At 58.7% G+C, this 18,578-nt stretch carries 18 protein-coding genes and 1 pseudogene; 9 read left to right on the plus strand and 10 right to left on the minus strand.

What is annotated here, in order from left to right; genetic code table 11:
• Positions 1–36: 36 nt before the first annotated feature.
• The 3 genes from ACOCG7_RS00750 to ACOCG7_RS00760 form a co-directional block, all read right to left on the minus strand.
• Complete coding sequence (locus ACOCG7_RS00750; protein WP_421376395.1) at positions 37–1,104, minus strand: porin; 1,068 nt, start codon at positions 1,102–1,104, stop codon at positions 37–39.
• Positions 1,105–1,258: 154 nt separating this feature from the next.
• Complete coding sequence (locus tag ACOCG7_RS00755) at positions 1,259–1,795, minus strand: cupin domain-containing protein (RefSeq protein WP_421376397.1); 537 nt, start codon at positions 1,793–1,795, stop codon at positions 1,259–1,261.
• Between the two features lie 13 nt (positions 1,796–1,808).
• Positions 1,809–2,924 (minus strand): alcohol dehydrogenase catalytic domain-containing protein, encoded by a 1,116-nt coding sequence (locus ACOCG7_RS00760; RefSeq protein ID WP_421376399.1) that lies wholly within the window; start codon positions 2,922–2,924, stop codon positions 1,809–1,811.
• 443 nt (positions 2,925–3,367) lie between these two features.
• On the opposite strand from ACOCG7_RS00760, the gene ACOCG7_RS00765 reads away from it, so the two are divergent.
• The 4 genes and pseudogenes from ACOCG7_RS00765 to arsC all read left to right on the plus strand — a co-directional run bounded on the left by ACOCG7_RS00765 (position 3,368) and on the right by arsC (position 6,902).
• A complete protein-coding gene (locus ACOCG7_RS00765; protein ID WP_421376401.1) occupies positions 3,368–4,348 on the plus strand; it encodes an NADPH:quinone oxidoreductase family protein in 981 nt (326 codons plus the stop codon).
• A gap of 747 nt (positions 4,349–5,095) precedes the next feature.
• A pseudogene (locus ACOCG7_RS00770) lies at positions 5,096–5,332 on the plus strand (hypothetical protein); the annotation flags it as partial.
• A 56-nt stretch (positions 5,333–5,388) separates the two neighbouring features.
• A complete protein-coding gene (locus tag ACOCG7_RS00775) occupies positions 5,389–6,483 on the plus strand; it encodes an ArsO family NAD(P)H-dependent flavin-containing monooxygenase (protein ID WP_421376404.1) in 1,095 nt (364 codons plus the stop codon).
• The gene (gene arsC / locus ACOCG7_RS00780; RefSeq protein WP_421376406.1) at positions 6,480–6,902 is read left to right on the plus strand and encodes an arsenate reductase (glutaredoxin); all 423 of its coding nucleotides are present in this window, start codon (positions 6,480–6,482) and stop codon (positions 6,900–6,902) included. Before ACOCG7_RS00775 ends, arsC begins: the two co-directional genes overlap by 4 nt.
• A gap of 74 nt (positions 6,903–6,976) precedes the next feature.
• On the opposite strand, the gene moaA is transcribed toward arsC, so the two are convergent.
• The 3 genes from moaA to ACOCG7_RS00795 form a co-directional block, all read right to left on the minus strand.
• Positions 6,977–8,104 carry a GTP 3',8-cyclase MoaA gene (gene moaA / locus ACOCG7_RS00785; RefSeq protein ID WP_421376408.1) on the minus strand — a complete coding sequence of 376 codons (1,128 nt, stop codon included), beginning with the start codon at positions 8,102–8,104 and terminating at the stop codon, positions 6,977–6,979.
• 79 nt (positions 8,105–8,183) lie between these two features.
• Positions 8,184–10,661 (minus strand): arsenate reductase (azurin) large subunit, encoded by a 2,478-nt coding sequence (locus ACOCG7_RS00790; RefSeq protein ID WP_421376410.1) that lies wholly within the window; start codon positions 10,659–10,661, stop codon positions 8,184–8,186.
• A gap of 16 nt (positions 10,662–10,677) precedes the next feature.
• Positions 10,678–11,202, minus strand: coding sequence for an arsenate reductase (azurin) small subunit (locus ACOCG7_RS00795; RefSeq protein WP_408190539.1), 525 nt, complete (start codon positions 11,200–11,202; stop codon positions 10,678–10,680).
• Positions 11,203–11,378: 176 nt separating this feature from the next.
• On the opposite strand from ACOCG7_RS00795, the gene ACOCG7_RS00800 reads away from it, so the two are divergent.
• Genes ACOCG7_RS00800 through ACOCG7_RS00815 form a run of 4 tightly spaced genes read left to right on the plus strand, consistent with a single transcriptional unit; the run spans position 11,379 to position 15,428 of the window.
• On the plus strand, positions 11,379–12,257 hold the full coding sequence (locus tag ACOCG7_RS00800) for a PhnD/SsuA/transferrin family substrate-binding protein (RefSeq protein ID WP_421376413.1): 879 nt from the start codon (positions 11,379–11,381) through the stop codon (positions 12,255–12,257).
• A 10-nt stretch (positions 12,258–12,267) separates the two neighbouring features.
• Entirely contained in the window at positions 12,268–13,725 is a 1,458-nt protein-coding gene (locus ACOCG7_RS00805) for an ATP-binding protein (RefSeq protein ID WP_421376415.1), read from the plus strand.
• 14 nt (positions 13,726–13,739) lie between these two features.
• Complete coding sequence (locus ACOCG7_RS00810) at positions 13,740–15,077, plus strand: sigma-54-dependent transcriptional regulator (protein ID WP_421376417.1); 1,338 nt, start codon at positions 13,740–13,742, stop codon at positions 15,075–15,077.
• Positions 15,078–15,119: 42 nt separating this feature from the next.
• Positions 15,120–15,428, plus strand: a complete 309-nt coding sequence (locus ACOCG7_RS00815) for an acylphosphatase (protein ID WP_421376419.1) — start codon at positions 15,120–15,122, stop codon at positions 15,426–15,428.
• Between the two features lie 84 nt (positions 15,429–15,512).
• Here the strand turns inward: ACOCG7_RS00815 and arsB are convergent, their stop codons facing one another.
• On the minus strand, positions 15,513–16,586 hold the full coding sequence (gene arsB / locus ACOCG7_RS00820) for an ACR3 family arsenite efflux transporter (RefSeq protein ID WP_421376421.1): 1,074 nt from the start codon (positions 16,584–16,586) through the stop codon (positions 15,513–15,515).
• Between the two features lie 2 nt (positions 16,587–16,588).
• Positions 16,589–17,104 carry an arsenate reductase ArsC gene (locus ACOCG7_RS00825; RefSeq protein WP_421376423.1) on the minus strand — a complete coding sequence of 172 codons (516 nt, stop codon included), beginning with the start codon at positions 17,102–17,104 and terminating at the stop codon, positions 16,589–16,591.
• Between the two features lie 198 nt (positions 17,105–17,302).
• Between ACOCG7_RS00825 and ACOCG7_RS00830 the strand changes: the two genes are divergently transcribed.
• Entirely contained in the window at positions 17,303–17,644 is a 342-nt protein-coding gene (locus ACOCG7_RS00830; protein WP_041730777.1) for an ArsR/SmtB family transcription factor, read from the plus strand.
• 112 nt (positions 17,645–17,756) lie between these two features.
• On the opposite strand, the gene ACOCG7_RS00835 is transcribed toward ACOCG7_RS00830, so the two are convergent.
• Complete coding sequence (locus ACOCG7_RS00835; protein ID WP_421376426.1) at positions 17,757–18,230, minus strand: ArsI/CadI family heavy metal resistance metalloenzyme; 474 nt, start codon at positions 18,228–18,230, stop codon at positions 17,757–17,759.
• Positions 18,231–18,569 (minus strand): ArsR/SmtB family transcription factor, encoded by a 339-nt coding sequence (locus ACOCG7_RS00840; protein WP_087645399.1) that lies wholly within the window; start codon positions 18,567–18,569, stop codon positions 18,231–18,233.
• Positions 18,570–18,578 lie beyond the last annotated feature (9 nt).

Here is an 18,578-nt window from a genome sequence, read left to right on the forward strand (position 1 = left end):
GGAGCTCTGGCGCAAGGCCGTCCTCGCCGACGCATTTTAGAAGAGGGTTCGCATTCCAAGTCGGAGAACGGTCTGGTTCTGTCCCGATGACGTTGCGAATGTGCCGTTGACTGATGCGACTGCGCCGGTTCCGCTGGCGCGCTGATAGATGGCGTTCACATAGACGTCGGTGCGCTTCGAAAGCAGATAGTCGAACGTCAGCCCGCCCTGGTTTGAGTGGCTATTGTCGACCTCCTCATTACCCTTTGCGTAGATGTAGTTCGCGTATAGAAACAGGTCTGGCGCGAACGTGACCAGGCCGCCCACTTCGTAGCTGTCCACGTGGCCGTTGGTAAATGTGTTGCGCGTGTTCGTGTACAGCACATCGAGAGCGAATCGGCCAAAATCGTAGCGACCGCCTGCGCCAAAGTTTCGAATGCCTGAGTGGCCATCGTCGATGCCATCTTCTTTCGAGTAGGTGTAGGCAGCATTAAGGCGCAGCGGACCGCTGTCGTAATTCGCGCCAAAGCTCATGAGATTGTTGCTGCCCGTTGCGCCGGCAATATTGCTGAAACCGTACATCGCGCCAAAATTAAAACCCGCGTAATTTTTTGAAGTGAACTTGACTGAGTTCGGCGTAGCCTCGCCGCCGGCGATACGTGTGTAGTCGAACGTACCAAGCGGTGTACCGAGCTTGGAAAATGGGCCTCCCGGCAACTGGTAAAGGCTGACGAACGGTATCTGATGTCCCCAGCGAGCCACGGAAAGGTTGTCGAACATGTAGTCGAACTGACGCCCCATCGACAACGTTCCGTAAGGAGATGCGAGACCGACATACGACTCCCGGCCAGTGAATGCGCCTCCGTTCTGCTTGCCGTTATTCAGGTCCGGCTGCGAGTCCAATACGAAAAAGGCGGTGTAACCGCCTCCGAGGTCCTCGACACCTCGCAGACCAAGCAGATTCGGCGCCTGAATGCCAGATGCCATCTGTACGAGCGAATGCCCACCTGCGTTGCTAACGTATGTAACCCCTTCGTCGAGAAGCCCGAATAACGTTACGGAGCTCTGCGCGTGAGACTGCAGTGGCATTGCAACCAGCGCGACGATAAGTAATCTCTTAACCATGGACTTTCCTTTTTATATTGGGCACAGACGTGGCTAAGCCCGCCACATGAGAAGTGGAGGCACTAATTCCGATGAACTTGGGGCGAATTGGAACTGCCCGCGCTGGCGACTACCCCGAACGTCTCTACGTCCGGGGTAGGTCTGGCGTTGGACTTTAAGAAGCTGAGCCCATTAAAACGAACAGGACAGTCGCTGCACTTTTGCCGGGATTTCGCCATGCATGGCGCGTTGCACGCTGGACGACGATGTCATTAGCCTTAAGCTCGCGAGTTTGTCCGTTATCAAGCTCAAGCACGATTGACCCTGAAAGCACGACACCGTAGTCAAGTGTTTGAGTTGTATGCATGCCGGGGTTATCGGCCTCGAAAGCCTCGGCGAGCCCCGGAATTTTCTCCATCTGCTCGCGGTGCGCAGCCGTCCCATCGAAGCCGTCGGACGCCATGACGCTGTCCGGCGGAAAAGTGACAAGCAGCAAGCGACTGCCGCCCGAAGCAGGCACCCATGAATCTGGCCACGCACCCGCATCGGGAAGCACGTCGGACGCACGAACAGCGGTGCCGTTAGTCGCCCACAGCATGGAGACCTGAAAGCCCGGAATCGAGCTAAATGAAGCACACCACGGGGACTCGCCATCACTGATGATGGTCGAAGCTCCATTAGCGTCGTGCCCTGTAACGATACGTCTGGTCATTGCAACCTCCCGCTTAAATCAGCGTCGGGTTGATAACCACGTTTGTGAAGCCGCCATGACGATGGTCAACCGCATGAAGCGCCTCATTGATTTGCTCCAGCTTGAACACCTCGTGCTCAAAAACGGAGAGGTCGAGCGTCCCCGAGTCGGCCATTGCAGCCATATTCTCGCCCTCTGCGGGCGTGAACCACAGCGAGCCAATGAGTGACTTCTGTTGGCACATGAGCGGGAACGGCTCAAGGGGAATCGGGTCGGATACACCACCTATGGAGACAGCCTTGCCTCCGCGGCGCAACGCAGAAAACGAGTCGAGCACGTTGGACACTGGCGCATTAGGTCCGAGACACTGCAGGACGGCATCGACGCCATATCCGTCAGTGGCTTCCATCACTACATCATGAACGCTGCGTTCACCGAGCGGGACCGGGTGAATCCGGTCAGGTGCCAGGGCTTTGAGCTGCGCGAGCAACTCACGGTTGCGTCCGGTTGCGAAGATTGTCCGAGCGCCCATCGCGAGTGCGCAGAGCGTACCGCCCAAGCCGAGCGTGCCGGTTGCGCCGTCGATGACGAGTGTCTGGCCCGCCTCCAGGGATGCGCGACGCAATCCCGCGTAAGCAGTGCCGATGTAACCGAATCGGGCGCCTTGCTCGAAAGAAATCGATTCGGGCAACTTGACCAGATTGGTGGCCGGGGCCGTCATGTATTCGCTGAATCCACCGTATGGATAGTCCTCGAAAAGGCCCTGCGAGCCGGGGCCAAAGCCGAAGTACCCTTGGAATGTATACGCAGGACAGTTTGTATTGTCGCGCCTACGGCAAGCAGGACAGCTTCCGCAGGAAAGTCCGGGGTTAACGTATACGCGGTCGCCCGGCTTGATGCCGATGACGTGGCTTCCTACGCTTTCGACGATACCAGCAGCGTCCAGCCCATAGATTGCAGGTAGCTTGGGCAGCGGCAAGAATGGAAACCATTCGGGGTAGTAGGCAACGACATTGTGCAGATTCGGAACCACACCACATGCTTGTACCTTCACGAGGACGTCATTGGGGCGAGGTTCCGGGACCGGGATTTCATCAACCTGAAAAGGTTGCCCGACTTTATGCAAACGCGCGGCGCGCATTGTCTTCATGCTTGTCTCCTAAGCAGTCAACGAAGATATTTTTAAAAATCAATCTTTTCGTTTTGTTTGCTCTGCGCGGGTACGCGGCGGCAAGCTAAGCTGCATCCGCAACGAGGTCCGCGGCAATGTGCGGGCGCCGAGTCGCAAGTGTCGTTCGCACCCGTCAGGCTATGGGAGACAAGTTACAGCAGGACAGTCCGTGCCAGTTATGCAATCAATCTATATCAGTTATCCAGCATCAGCCGATTCCGGTCACGGTTTACCCCTTGGTTACCGCTACTTTGAAGTAAGCTGGCCATGGAGGACCATTTTCTCAACGCACAGCCGTCCATGCTTTTGCGTTCAACCTGCGCACGCCGCATGCAACTGCTGAGCGCACATCGCGGAACATTTTTTCGGCACATCGAACTCCGATAGCGAGTGTGCAAACTTCGCAGCCTCTGGAGGCTTCAATGCATCGAGCGGTCGTTAAAGCATTCGAAAGTCCACCTGTCATAACTCTCGAAACGGCCGAGAGGCCTGCTCCGGCGGAAGGCGAGGTTGTATTGCGCGTGACTGCCACGGCGCTCGGCTTTGTTGACGGACTGATTGTCCAAGGTAAGTATCAGCTGAAGCCCGACCTTCCGTATGTGCCTGGATGCGAAATGGCCGGAGTCGTCGTCGATGTGGGCGAGGGCGTGACAGGCATCGCTACAGGAAGCAGGATTGCGGTTTGGCAGTTTGGTGGTGGCCTTGCCGAGTACGCAGTCGCGAAGGCCGACGACGTAATTGCTCTGCCCGATGGGATTGATGACAGCATGGCAGCTTGCGCTCTCGTCGATTACCTGACGGCTCACTATGCTTTGTTCGTGCGTGGTTGCCTACGGCCCGGCGAAACGGTGCTGGTGCTGGGAGCCGCAGGCGGAGTCGGGCAGGCTGCGGTTCAGCTTGCATCCTCAAAATCCGCCAGAGTGCTAGCCGTTGTCTCGTCGCGAGATAAGGCGGCGAGGGTTTTGGAACTTGGTGCCGCCGAGACCGTTGAGCTGGAGCCAGACGGTCCTGCATTGCGTGACCAACTCCGCGCAATGGCTGTAGATGGGGCAATTGACGTGATTGTCGACCCTGTCGGAGGCGCATCTTCGGAGGCGGCGTTTCGTTCACTTGGCAAGGGCGGTCGACATCTCGTTGTGGGCTTTGCGTCTGGGACCATACCGAAGCTGCCGACGAATCTTGCGTTACTTAAATCGGCGAGTCTCATCGGAGTGGATGTCCGGCATTTTTTCGGCGCTCACAAACAGGAGGCGCTTGCCGCGGCCGGCGCGTTGTTCCAGCAATTTGCGAATACGTTGTTGCAGCCCGTGGAGTACATCGAGCATTCGTTGGACGACGCGCAACAAGCATTTGCGATGCTCGGTGAGCGGAGCAGACTTGGCAAAGTCATGGTCAAGCCATAGGTAGCTATCACTGTTGCTCGTGGCGAGGGACGCTCATCAACGACCGCGCGAAGTTTTCGGGCCTTACTGCCGGCTTCCGGCGAGCGCACTTGGCGGAGGCGTTGCTTGCGCTGCTTTCAGTCGTGCAGGCGCTCGGGCACAAGTCCTCGTGGTCATTGACGAGCTCGCTCGTTTGTCGGACTAAGAGGCTCGGGGTCCAGGCCTCAAATATCAGGCGTCGGATGGTCTCGTGATACTCGGCTCCAGACGCGCGCTGTCGCCAGAGACGGCGAAGTCTGGTTGCGTCCCGACCCGAGGGAACTCGCGTCGCCGAAGGCTACCATGGACGCGGCACCGGCCGAAGTGCTGGCATGGTCTCGCGGCGCGAGCGCTCCAACGCCGTAAGCCTCTTGTTTCACTACGTTTGCGCATTCTCTCTAGCGTGCATCTCTTGTTTTTGAGAATGCCCCTTGGTGAAGTTGAGCCTCGCCTTATCCTGAGCGAGGCCTTCAGACACGTTCCGAAGCATCGTTAGATGCCCCTCGGAGCCAGCGTCGCCGGTCAGCCGTTCGCCTCAGGGCGCTAACTTCGCCACCCTGTCCGGTATCTCAAGACTATCCCACAGTACCGGTTGTCCCATGACCGCTGCCGTTGATGTCCGACCAGTCGCGCGGCTGCACCGCGGAGCGGGCAGCAAATATGTATACCGCGCGGTAGGGGTGATGATTTAGCATCGGACACGCTGCGAGCAGAAATCTGGCCGCGAGCGTGGGAGATTTGCCTGAAAAAAATTTGCTGGGATGCGAATTGCGCGAAGCAGACGGTTTTCTCATCGCCGCGGGTGGGGACATGGGCGTCGATTCGGGCCTTCCCGACTTCAGTGGCCGAGACGGCTTCTGGCGCGCCTATCCGGCGCTTCACCACGGCCTATCGTTCGAGGACATCGCAAACCCCGCAAGGTTTGCTGAACATCCGAAGCTTGCGTGGGGCTTCTATGGAAGCCGGAGAGGTGCGATATTTCCGGTATTATGGAAGTGTCGTCCAACTGACCCGCTCCTGCTATGCCCGATAACAACAATTCGGCGAGTGTTTCAATCGACGTCGCGATTATCGGCGGCGGCCAGTCAGCTCTTGCGACCGCGTATTTCCTGCGCAGAGCCGGAATCGACTATGTGGTGCTTGATGACCAGCCCGCCCCTGGCGGAGCATGGCAACATACCTGGGACTCGCTTAACCTCTTCTCGCCGGCACAGTGGAGCTCACTGCCCGGATGGTTGATGCCCGCTACATCAGAGCAATATCCGTCGCGAGACCATGTCATTCGCTACCTCACAGAATACGAGAAGCGCTACGAAATTCCGGTCCGTCGTCCTGTGGACGTGACGTCGGTGTCGCGCCGCGAAGGCGGGCTGCTTGTTTCAACGGACCGCGGCGAGTGGCTTGCAAAGACCGTGGTCAGTGCCACCGGAACGTGGGCGCGCCCATATATCCCGGACTATCCGGGACAAGCCTGCTTCGAAGGCGAGCAGCTGCATTCAGCTCACTATAGAAAACCCGAGGTATTCCATGGAAAGGATGTACTCGTTGTAGGTGGTGGAAACTCAGGTGCGCAGATACTCGCCGAACTGTCGCAGGTCTGTCATACAACATGGGTTACGTTGGAAGAGCCCACTTTATTGCCGGATGATGTTGACGGACGCGTGCTCTTCGAACGTGCAACTGAACGCTGGAAAGCCCGTGCGGAAGGTCGCGCGGACCCCGCGCCTACGGGCGGCCTGGGCGACATTGTGATGGTCCCGCCCGTGCGCGAGGCTCGTGAGCGGGGAGTGCTGCATTCTGTGCGACCGTTCTCGCATTTCACGGTCGATGGCGTCGTATGGAAAGACGGCTCGCACGCACGTGTCGACGCCGTTATCTGGTGCACCGGATTCCGCCCGGCACTCGAACATCTGCGGCCTCTACACGTCCTTAACGACGCTGGCCGCGTCGACGTACTCGAAGGTCGTGCGGTGCTGGAGCCGAGGCTCTGGCTGGTCGGATACGGCGAATGGTGCGGCTTCGCATCCGCGACGCTCATCGGCGTGATGCGCTCTGCCAGGTCGACGGCAACACAGATTGGCCAATATTTAATTTCTCTTGAGGACTCGGCACCATGAACGTCACGATTTACCACAACCCGGAATGCGGCACCTCGCGGAACACGCTGGCCATGATTCGCAACGCCGGTATCGAACCGACCATCGTTGAATACCTGAAGACACCACCAACGCGCGAACGACTGGTGGAGCTTATCGACAGGTCCGGCCTCAGCGTGCGCGAAACATTGCGACAGAAAGGTACGCCTTACGCGGAACTTGGTTTGGATGACCCCTTGCTTGGCGACGACAAGCTTCTGGATGCAATGTTAGAGCACCCAATACTCATCAATCGCCCATTCGTGGAGACTCCGCATGGCGTCCGGTTGTGCCGTCCGTCCGAGGTCGTTCTGGACATCCTGCCGGAGGCCCAGAATGTGCCGTTCACGAAAGAGGACGGAGAGGTTGTTATCGACGAACACGGGCGTCGCGCGAAGTAAAACCTGAAGCGGTGACCGGACGGTGAGGCGGTGCCGTCATTCCCAATGGACAAAGAACGGCCGTAGGAATGGCATCAACCGCCGATGAACGACATTTCGACTTTGGACTGGTCAAGCGTGATGCTGCTTTCATCACGTTGCTCTGAATAGCGGTCAGCCCTCCGCGTCCACAGGTCAGCAACCAGTTGGCATAACGCACCATCGGTGCACCCGTTCCGCAATGGTTTGCGGATGTCCAGACCGCGAGAGGCGAACAGACAGGTGAAGAGTTGGCCGTCCGCAGACAGCCGTAGCCGGGTGCAGTCGCCGCAGAAAGGCTGCGAAACGCTCGAGATGACGCCGATTTTTCCTTGGTCATCGGCGTACCGAAATCGAACCGATGTGTCCGACGGCTTTTCCCGCCCCGTTGGTACCAGCGGAAATACCGCATCAACCCGACGAACAATCTCGGACGACGGGACTACTGACTTCATGTTCCAGCCGTTGCTCGCACCCACATCCATGAACTCGATGAAACGGACTTCCACGCCAGTTCCCCGGAAGTGGCGTGCCATTTGCAGAATCTGCGTGTCGTTCACGCCGCGCTTGACCACCATGTTGACCTTGACCGGAGCGAGGCCGACGCGCAGTGCTGCGTCAATTCCCTCCAGCACCAGCGCGGCGGGAAAGCCAACACCATTCATCCGCTGAAACACAGCCTCGTCTATCGAGTCGAGACTGACTGTGATGCGTTTCAGTCCCGCATCCAGCAGAGACTGCGCTTTACGAGTGAGCAGCGAACCGTTGGTCGTCAGCGTCAATTCGACATCCTCGCCACGAGGTGTCCGCAACCTGGCCAATAGCTCGACAAGAAATTCAAGGTCTTTCCGCAACAGCGGCTCTCCACCCGTAAGTCGAATCTTTTCAACACCGAGCCCAACGAACGCGCGGGCAATGCGCTCAATCTCCTCGAAGCTGAGCAACTCGCGACGAGGCAGGAACGCATAGTCCTTGCCAAATACCTCCTTCGGCATACAGTAGACACAACGGAAATCGCAGCGGTCCGTGACTGAGATACGCAGGTCTCTCAACGGCCGCAGACGCGTGTCCCGAAGCGGCAACTCAATCACCGCGGAGTCTGACGCAAGCAAATTGCGCTCAGCCGGGTCAGCGGCGCTGACTTCGACAAGCGGGATGACTCGCCCCAGCGTAAATGCCTTCATCGCAGCTCCACTCCTACGTGCGGATAGTCGCCGGCTCAGGAAGAGAGAATACGGCCGGCAATGCGCCGGCCGTCGTCACCTATGTATAACGGCGACTCTTGAAGCTGACCGTTTGCTTGTAATCCTCCATTGAACCAACCCGCCGGATATTCGCCCACGTGCCTTTGTAGTACGGAATGATGTTGCGGTCCGTCCATGTAGTCGTGACGTTATCCTGGATGCCATTGATGTGGCCGAACACCATGAAGGTCTGGTCATGCTTCTGTTCCGCGACCGGGTACGCCATCGCGTACGTTGACCCGAAGTCATTGAAGACCTCGACGATGTCGCCGGCGCCAATCCCGAGCCCCTGCGCGTCGGCGGGGTTGATTTCGATATATGCCATCGGGTCCCGGGCACGGACGAATTCGTTGTACTGGTCGTGGTACACCGTCTGCCATACTTCGTTTGTGCGGCCGTTGTTAATCCAGAAGCGGTATTTCCCCTTCTGGTCGGCGACTGTCTTCGGCAGACCGGGCCACGGCGAAGGCTTGAACTGGGCCTTGCCGTCCGGCGTATCGAATTTGCCATCCATGTACATCATTTCGGTACCGACCAGCTTGCCTCCTTCCCACGCCTTGGCCGGCAGTTGCACTCCGTTGTTAGCCATCACCTTGAGACGTTCATAGGTAACCAGGTTTCCGGTGTCGCCGCCCTGACTGTCTATCTTTTCCACTCCCGGTTGCCCGGCTCTACGGAATCCATCGTTGAAAGCGTCTTCCTCGGTCTTCCAGTCGAAACCGTCAAACCGCGCGGCCATCTTCGTGTTCCCGTCCTTGCGGTACATGTCGCGCAGCGTGTTGGCCACGCGCGCGGCGATGAGGCAATCAGGCATCGCGGTTCCCGGCGGGTCCATGAACCTCTCGGACAGGCGCATGCGGCGCTCGCCGTTCATCGACGTCAGATTCATTTCGCCGGGGTGTGTCGCTGGCAGCATGAGGTGCGCAGCTTCCTGCAGCTTTGTCGGATAGATGTTGATGTTCGTCACGAACAGACCACCCTTGCTGGTCGCGTCGTAGATGATGTCGACCATCTGCTCCGTGCTCGCACCACGGGCGCCCTGCATCGCATCTTTCACAATCTGCGAGCGACGCAAGACTACTTCGCGCAATCCCTGCGCGTTGTTGCTCGTCTGGAAGTTATTGCACGCCCACCACGTCATCATCCGCCCCTTGCCGTGGATGAGTTCCTGGTCGATGTATATTTTCGTGTTGCCGGGATACGGCGGCCTCGTGTATCCCTCCTGGTGTCCGCCCATCCGCACGCAACCCGTACCTCGCCGTCCGACATTGTGAGTGGCCACAGCGACGTCCAGTAGCGACGACTGAATCAGATAATTGTCGTTGCCCCAGATGATGCCCTTTTCGTAGGTGTGCATCGTTCTCGGAAGCTGCCCCGGCCCCTTCGGTTTATATGACCATTCCGCTGCTGTCTGAATTTTCTCAACAGGCACGCCTGTGATTTTGCTGCACTCGTCGAGTGACAGCTTGTTGGCCTGGACAGCCGCATCAAAGCCATTCGTATGGGCGGCAATGAAATCTTTGTCAATCCATCCCTGCTGGACCACGTAGGTAAAAATCCCGTTGAACAATGCGATGTCAGTGCCCGGCTGAATGTCCAGATGCAGCACGTTGTCCTTGCCGGCTACCTGCTCGGCAATGGCAACAGTTGGCGTACGTCGCGGGTCCACGAATACGACCTTTGTCTTCGGGAACGCCTCACCTGGGAAGCGTTGTTTTTTCTTGTCGAGCGTCCCGCCCTGCAGGTTCGGCACCCAGTGGTTGAGGAAGTAGTTCGTCTGTGTTTCGTACGAGTTCGCGCCAATGGACCAGATGACATCGGCCAGTTCAGCGTCCTCGTACGAATTGTTCAGCTCGCCGATACCCATCTCACGGGTGGCGTGGCACTCGGAGTTGTAGGCCGGCCGGTTGTGGATTCGCACCATCGGCGTTTGCAGCGCCGTAAACATCAGCTTGCCGGAACCCCACGTGTTCTCGAACCCGCCACCCGCACCACCATGGTCGAAAGCAGAAAAGACAATACCGCTCGGACCATCCTTGTCGAGCACCTTCTTCATCAGGCCCGCGTAGAGCGCCAAAGCCTGGTCCCACGTCGTATCGACCCACTGGTCGCTAAGGTAGATGCGCGGTTGTCTCAGCCGTTCCTGGGTGATTCCGTCTGGCGTGTACATGTACGTCGCCATCTTGCCGCCACGCGTCGAACTCAAGCCGCTGTTCACAACGCAACTCTTGTCCGGAACAATCATGATGGTGTGGCGCGAGCCGTCGCGGTCGGTGACCACGTTTTCCATGGCAGGCGTCATGATGAGCGTAAGCGGTGGCAGCTGCTTGCGGAAATCAACACCGAGCGCATTCTGGTTCGGCGCGCGGCCACCTTCCTGGTCTTCCGGCCATTTGTACACGTGGTAACCACATCCAACTATGCAGAAATGGCAGGTCATGTTGGTTCGCTGGGCCGTGACCGGCGGTAGCGCAATGCGGTCCTTATCGGTAGGCATTTTCAGCTCCTCGAACTCAAAGAACGTTAGCCTGGCGGCCGTATATCAACCCTTCCACGCCGACTGCTGACACGGTGCCCGTCTTCTCGTCATAGTGAAGCCGCACGCGGGGCAGATTTTCGGTGGCCTGTCCGGCAATCATCTGGCCGGCTTTCTCCGCATCGAACATGCTGAAGTGGCAAGGACATTTGAAGACCTTCGTCGTGGGCTCGTACATGACAGGACACCCCATGTGGGTACACATGGCGCTATAGGCGACGATGTCCCCATCCGGTCCGACGCCGCCCGGTACCCGGCTCCCTAGCTTGAGTGCGGTGCAGGGCGACGCGGCATCGGGGTAGGCAAACGAGACTGGTGCGTTGAGCGCCATACCCGCGACATGGGCTACGGGTTTTCTCGGATACGGAAGTTTTGTCCTGCTTGTATCCGTTGTGTTCGCAGCAGAAGCCACGTTCGGAGCAAGCGCTGACGCGGCAGTCGCCGCAATCGAGCCGCCACTGATTTTCAGAAATGTACGGCGTGCGACTTTTAAGTCTGACATGGTCTCCTCCTCGCTTGAATCTTGCTCGCGTTGTCGTTAGCATCGACTTAATGGCAAGACGTATGCCATGCGGTCAAACGTCCGCCGAGAGCCTTGCGCACTGCGGATAGGAATTCAGCAGACCTGATGGACGCCATTACCATCCGGTAACGGTTCGTGATTGGGGGAGAGCCGTTATGTCACCAATTCGTAACATCGGGCGGCGGCGGGTTCTGCGCTTCGCGCTAGGCGTTCCACTCCTCTCGTCTTTCAGACTTCCATTAGCAAGCGAAAGCCCGGCGGTTGCGTTTGGTACGACTGCCGTGTTCCTCGATAACGAAATCAGCCTGCTCGACCGTTGGAGCCGGGAGCTCGGCGAGGTGTGCAACACTGATGTGAGGTTTGTGCAGCGCAATAGCTATCGTGAGATTGACGACCTGCTGGCTGAGAACCGGCTCGATGTGGCGTGGGTCTGCGGGTTTCCGTACGTCACCAACTCACAAACGATGCGGTTGATGGCGATACCGGACTACCAGGGTAAGCCGCTTTATCGTTCATATCTCATTGTCCCCAGAAGCGATACGCAGACGACCCACATCTCGCAGCTTCGAAACCGCGTGTTCGCCTTTAGCGACCCACAGTCCAATTCGGGGTTTCTCGTTCCGACGACCGAACTGATACGTGCGGGTATCCGGCCGACCCGCTTTTTCAAGAAGTCCTTCTTCACGTATGCGCACAGAAAAGTCGTTGACGCAGTGACGACCGGACTTGCGGATGCGGGCGAGATTGATGGATACGTCTACGACACTATCGAGAAGCAGTACCCGGAACGCACCCGCGACGTCCGGGTGGCGTGGCGTTCTCCCCAGTATGGCTTTCCACCGATTGTGGCGCGCCGCTCGCTCGACGACGAATCGTTTCTTCGCATCCAGCGCGCCTTGCTTGGGATGAAAGACAGGCCCGCAGCTCGGGATGTGCTACAGCGATTGAACCTGGACGGCTTCGTGCCGGACGACGACAAGGTGTTCGACGGCATACGCCGCCTGGTTGCCATCCTGAACTCCGGGCCGGTTTAGGGCCGCGCAGATGCTGTCCCATCTCAGCTACCGCTACAAGATTCCGCTTGCGCTGAGCGCAGTCATCCTGCTAACGGAAATACTCGTGACCTTCGCGCTTGTAAGCGTAGCGGTTTCGGACGCCAGAAACGACCTTGAAAGCAGCGCCCAGAATCTGTGCCGCGTTCTCGCACTGTCGGTTCGGGACCCAATGGTCAAGGACGACCTGTGGCGCGCCTTCGAAGTGATTCGGACGCCGGTGGCGGTCAGGGAGCCCTCGAATCCGCTGAAGGAAATCGTTCTGTTCGACTCGAAGGCTCGGGTGTACGCCTCGACCTCTCCCCGAAAGGAACCTGTCCAGCGGCCGGTCGCCCAGCTTCCTTCCCAGTTCGGTACGGTCATCTCCCATCTGGGTGGCGCCGGTGACCCGTTCTTTTTCGACTTTCCGGGATTACTCGCGAGCCGCGACGTCACCGCCGGCATGCCGGTGAATTCGGATGACGGAAGCCGCCTCGGCTATGTGGTGCTGGTCTATGACGCCAATACCTTTTACGACCGTGTACGGTCGACGTTGCTCAAGCTAGCCATGGCTACGGTGCCGGCCTTGCTACTGCTCATACCGCTGGGCTGGGTCTGGGGCGACCGGATGGCGAAACCGCTCCTACGCCTCGCAGCCGCCATGGGCCGCATTGGGAAGGAGCACCCTGAAAAAGTCGGCGCGGGTATCACAGCCCAAGGGAACGACGAGATAGGTCAACTGGAACAGCAGTTCCAGGCCATGCTCGCCGAACTTGCGCAGAAACAGGCATTGGAACGTGAAGTGGTTGTCTCCGAGAGACTCGCGGCGGTAGGCCAGGTAGCGGCCGGCATCGCGCATGAAATCAACAACCCGCTGGGCGGCATGCTGAACGCCATCGATACACTCAACACGCATGGTGAACCCGACGCCCAAACCAGAAAGACGTTGGGATTGCTCGAACGCGGTCTCGCACAAATCCGCGCCACGGTCGGCGCGTTACTGTTTGAGGCTCGCCTCGACTCGCCGGCAATGAGCCTGTCGGACTGGCAGGATTTGAAGCTGTTGATTGCGCCGCAGATACAGGCAAAGCAGGCAGCGTTTCATTGGGAAATAGAACTGGACGAGGCGATTGGACTGCCCGCGCATCTGGTGCGCCAGCTCGTTCTCAACCTGCTGCTCAACGCAGTGAAGGCCGTAGAGGTTGGCGGACGGGTTGACTGCCTGGTCGCAGTCAACGGACTTGGACTGCAAATCGCGGTATCGAACACCGGTCAGCACATATCCGGCGTGGCGATGGAGCACCTGTTCGAGCCTTTTGGGTCGGTTGCCATCGCCGAGGGCCGGCGCTCGTACAGCCTCGGCCTGTGGGTAAGCTATCAAATCGCGACCCAACTTGGTGGCACAATTTCAGTAGATAGCGCACCGGGGCGAACGTGTTTTGCTGTGCTGTTACCGGTTACTTCTCCATGAAGCAGGAGAGCATCATGTCGACCACGCTTATCTGTGTCGTCGAGGACGACCCCATCATGGGGGAGTCGTTGGCCGACCGCTTCCGTCTGGAAGGTTTCGACGTGGACTGGCATACCGACGGCGAATCCGCCTTGGATGCCTTTCGGAACCGACCGTATCAGGCCGTCATCAGCGACATCCGGCTACCCGACATATCGGGTGAAGACCTGTTTTCACGTTCAATGGCCACGCACGTATCCGTGCCGCCATTTGTATTCATCACAGCCTACGCTTCAGTCGACACGGCAGTGTCTCTCCTGAAGAGCGGCGCGGCTGACTACATCACCAAACCGTTCGACATTGGCGCATTGGTCGACAAGGTCAGACTTCTTACAGGAACGGGCATACCCGACCAGGCCATGCCCGCACAGAGCGAGCTGGGTGTGTCCGAAGTGATGCGGCGCCTTGCGGAACTGGTGCCGAGAGTCGCGGGTCGAGCCAAATCGATTCTAATTACAGGTGAGTCTGGCGTCGGTAAGGAAGTGCTCGCACGCTTCATTCATCGCCACGCGCCCGGTGACGCCGTCCCGTTTGTTGCCGTCAACTGTGGTGCCGTCCCGGAGACGCTTCTCGAATCCGAATTTTTCGGCCACGAGAGAGGAGCCTTCACCGGTGCGGAGCGGCAGAAGAAGGGGTACTTCGAGCAGGCCGAGGGTGGCACGCTCTTTCTCGATGAGATAGGCGACTTACCTCTGTCGATGCAAGTGAAGTTGCTGCGGGCGCTGCAGGAGCGACACGTCACGAGAGTCGGCGGTGAGAGAGGGTTCGAAACCACCTTTTGGCTGGTCTGCGCAACGAATCGGGACCTCGCGGAACTGGTCCGGGTCGGGAAGTTTCGGGAGGACCTGTTCTATCGCATCAACATCCTGCAGCTACGCGTCCCGGCACTTCGCGACAGACCCGACGATGTCCTCTGGCTTGCCCATCGTTTCGTACGCGACATAGCGGGCCGGCTTGGTGAACCCACGAAACTGTTTCATCCGTCGGCCGAAGCGCGATTGGCGACCTACGGCTGGCCCGGGAACGTGCGGGAGTTACAGAATCGTCTTGAGCGCGCATGCATCGTGTGTTCCCGCAACATGCTTTTTTCGTCAGATATTTTTGAGGAAGACGGGGCTCAGGTCGCAGCGGCACTGGATATGGACGCGCCGCTCGATGGCTACATGGCAGCGTGCGAAAACGCGTTCATCCGCGCGGCGCTGCTGCAGCACCAAGGGCACATTTCCGAGACGGCCCACGCCCTTGGCATCTCCAGAAAGAGTCTTTGGGAGAAGATGCGCAAGCATGCGATTGGAGCCGGGCCGCTTCATTGAACTACCCTCGCAAGCGCATCAACCTGCAACCGGAGTACGCCCATGGAATCTCACGAAAAGGACGAGCCGCTTGAGACCCGGCTGGTCCAGGTACGTGGTCAGGTACAGGGCATCGGCTATAGGGAGGCCTGTGTACGCCGGGCGACAGCGCTAGGCGTCACAGGCTGGGTTCGCAACCGGATGGATGGTTCGGTAGAGACGATGCTGCAGGGCTCGCCGGAGCAGCTGGCGGAAATGTGCGCCTGGCTCAGCGAGGGCATGTCCGCAGCGCTTGTCGAAGCGCTTGAGGTAACCGAGGTGCCGCTACCGTTTGCCCGCTTTGACAACTTCGAGCGTTTGCCCACGCTATAAAGGCAAGCAAACCGCTCCGATGAAAGAAGCCGTCCTTCCGCATTCACGCGGTGCCGTCTTCGCAGCGGAAAGCGGCTGAGTCAGTCACGACGACCGTTGATACCAGTTACGGGACGAGTTGACGACCTTGACTACGACCAGCATGACGGGCACTTCGATGAGCACGCCGACCACTGTTGCAAGTGCAGCACCGGACTTCAGACCGAACAGGCTGATGGCCGTTGCAACAGCAAGTTCAAAGAAGTTGGACGCACCAATGAGGCAGGACGGTGCAGCAACGTCGTGCGATACGCCCAGTTGCCGGTTCGCCAAGTAGGCGAGCGACGAGTTGACAATCACCTGAATCAGGATAGGCACCGCGAGAAGCAGGATGACGAGAGGCTGAGCAATGATTTGCTCACCCTGGAACGCGAAGAGCAGCACAAGTGTCAGTAGCAGCGCAGCGATGGAGAACGGGCCAATCTTCGAGAGCGCTTTCTGGAAGGCCTGCTCGCCCTGCCGCAGGAGAGTCTTGCGAATAACCTGCGCAATGATGACGGGGATGACGATGTAGAGCACCACCGAGGTCAGCAATGTATCCCAAGGCACCGCAATGTTCGAGATGCCGAGCAGCAGACCTACGACCGGGGCAAACGCGAACACCATAATCAGGTCGTTCAACGCGACCTGGGACAGTGTGAAGTACGGGTCACCTTTCGTCAGTTGACTCCAGACGAAGACCATCGCTGTGCAAGGCGCTGCAGCCAGAAGAATCAGGCCGGCGACGTAGCTGTCGAGCTGGTCAGCGGGCAGCAGCGACGCGAATACGTGCCGCACAAAGACCCATGCCAGAAACGCCATCGTGAACGGCTTGACCGCCCAGTTGATGACCAGCGTCACGCCAATGCCTTTCAGCTGGGTGCGAACCTTGCCGAGCGATGCGAAGTCAATGCGCAACAGCATCGGAATAATCATGACCCAAATCAGAATCCCGACGGGGATGTTGACGTGGGCGAACTCCAGCGTGGATACGGTGTGGACAGCGCCGGGCAACAGCTTGCCGAGAACGATGCCGACCACAATGCACAGCGCGACCCACACGGACAGATAGCGCTCGAAAAAACCGATGCCGCTCGGTGCCCGCCGAGCGGCCTTCGCGGCCGTTTGACTGCCTGCCATTGTTACTCTCCCTTCTCGCGCAGCGACGTCCCGATGTTCTGCATTTCCTGCTGGACCGCAACACGGTCCAGCTTTTCGAGCGGCAGATTCGCGAAGAGCTCGATGCGCTTCTTCATCTGCACGTAGGCCTGCAGGAATGCCTTGCGCTTGGCGTCGTCAGAGCCTTCGACCGTCGAGGGGTCGGGTACGCCCCAGTGTGCTTTCGCAGGGTGACCGGGCCAAATCGGGCACACCTCGCCGGCTGCGTTGTCGCAGACAGTAAAAATGAAATCGATTTGCGGTGCGCCGTCTTCAGCGAATTCGTCCCAGCTCTTGCTGCGTAGCCCTTCGGTCGAAATCCCCTGTGAACGCAGCAGGTCAAGCGCAAAAGGGTTCGGAGCATTGCCAGGGTGACTGCCTGCGCTGTACCCCACGAAGCGGTCGCTCGCGAGTTCATTCAACGCCGCTTCCGCCAGAATGGAGCGTGCGGAGTTGTGGGTACAGAGGAATAAGACATTGTATTTTCGGTGTTCGGTCACAGACTTCTCCTGGCGACGTTTGGTCGAGGCGGTTTCGAATTACTCCATATCTCCAATATAATGGAAACGTCGTGACGCAGCAAGCACGGGCGCGCTCTGTCGTTCGTCGCTGGCAGCGGTGAAGTCTGGGGTCGACTGTTCCACCCCCACCGGCGCCGCCGCGTTAGAATCGGCACATAACCTTGAAGACAGAGCCTTATGAAGGAAAAAGACGCCATCAAAGCTTTGGCCGCGCTCGCACAGCCGACGCGCCTGGCTATTTTTCGCCTGCTCGTCACAGCCGGGCCGGAGGGTCTCAACGTCGGAGTCATCCAGGAGCATCTTGACCTGGCTAGCGCGACGCTCTCCTTCCATCTCAAGGAGCTGACGCATGCTGGCCTGGTTACGTCTCGCCAGGAAGGGCGCTTCGTGTACTACGGGCCCGAAATCGAGCACATGAACGACCTGGTTGGCTTTCTGACTGAGAACTGCTGCCAGGGAGTGGACTCGGCTGCGTGCAAGCCCGCCAGGAAAGTGAAATGCAAGCCCGTGACCGCATGAACAGGCGCTTAATGCGGTAAGTCGCGCAGGAACACACTTGCATCATCCGCATCAGTATCCAACTGCAACGGCCGCCTCGTAACCCTGGGCGGCCGTTTTCTTTTGTCGCGAATCAGCAGCAGCCGACTTTTTTCTCAATCGCAGCCGGAATCGAGGTTACCGGGGCACAGCAGGCCCCGCCCGCTTCAGTAGCGGCCGACTCCCGGCTGTCCGCTCCGAACATCGGGATGCCGCCGAGAGTGTGGTACGTCTCCCAGGGCACACCGGCCGGGTCCTGCGTCCAGTACTTGTTCGAGCTGGCGTAGCAGCACTGCGCGCCAGGTTGGTCCTGTACCGCGACACTACCGGCAACGACCTGTTCGCGAAGAGCAGCCAGCTCTTCGTCACTGTCGACCTGAAAGCCGAGGTGATTGACGCCAGTTTCACCGCCGCGCGCCGAAATGGCGAAGTTCATGCGCGGGTCCTCGAGCATCCACTTCGCGTAATCGTCCTTGAGCACTGACGGTTCCGCGCCGAACATGCTGCTATAGAAACGCACGCTTTCGTCAAGCTTCGGGACAACAACGTGCACGTGAAATCGCTTCATTTACGCCTCCGTTTCGTTGGTCGCGCAGCCGCATTGCTCTGCTTGCTCCGCCGCGCAGCAGTTTTCCATCAGGAAATCCATGAGCGTCTGCATGTGGTCATAGCTGGCGCAGTAGATGATGAACCGGCCCTGACTCTTGCCTTCAATGAGCTCCGCGTGGGCGAGCTCCTTCAGGTGAAATGACAGCGTGGGCGCCGGGAGCCCAAGCTTTTCAGCGATGGCGCCAGGACTCATGCCCGAGCGTCCGGCTGTCACCAGAAGGCGAAAGACCGCGAGACGGGTCTCGTGTGCAAGCGCCGCGAGCGCCTTGACTGCCAGCTTCGAATCCAGAGTTGCCATCACAATCCT

This window comes from Paraburkholderia sp. DD10, assembly GCF_049177125.1.
Taxonomy (GTDB): domain Bacteria; phylum Pseudomonadota; class Gammaproteobacteria; order Burkholderiales; family Burkholderiaceae; genus Paraburkholderia; species Paraburkholderia terricola.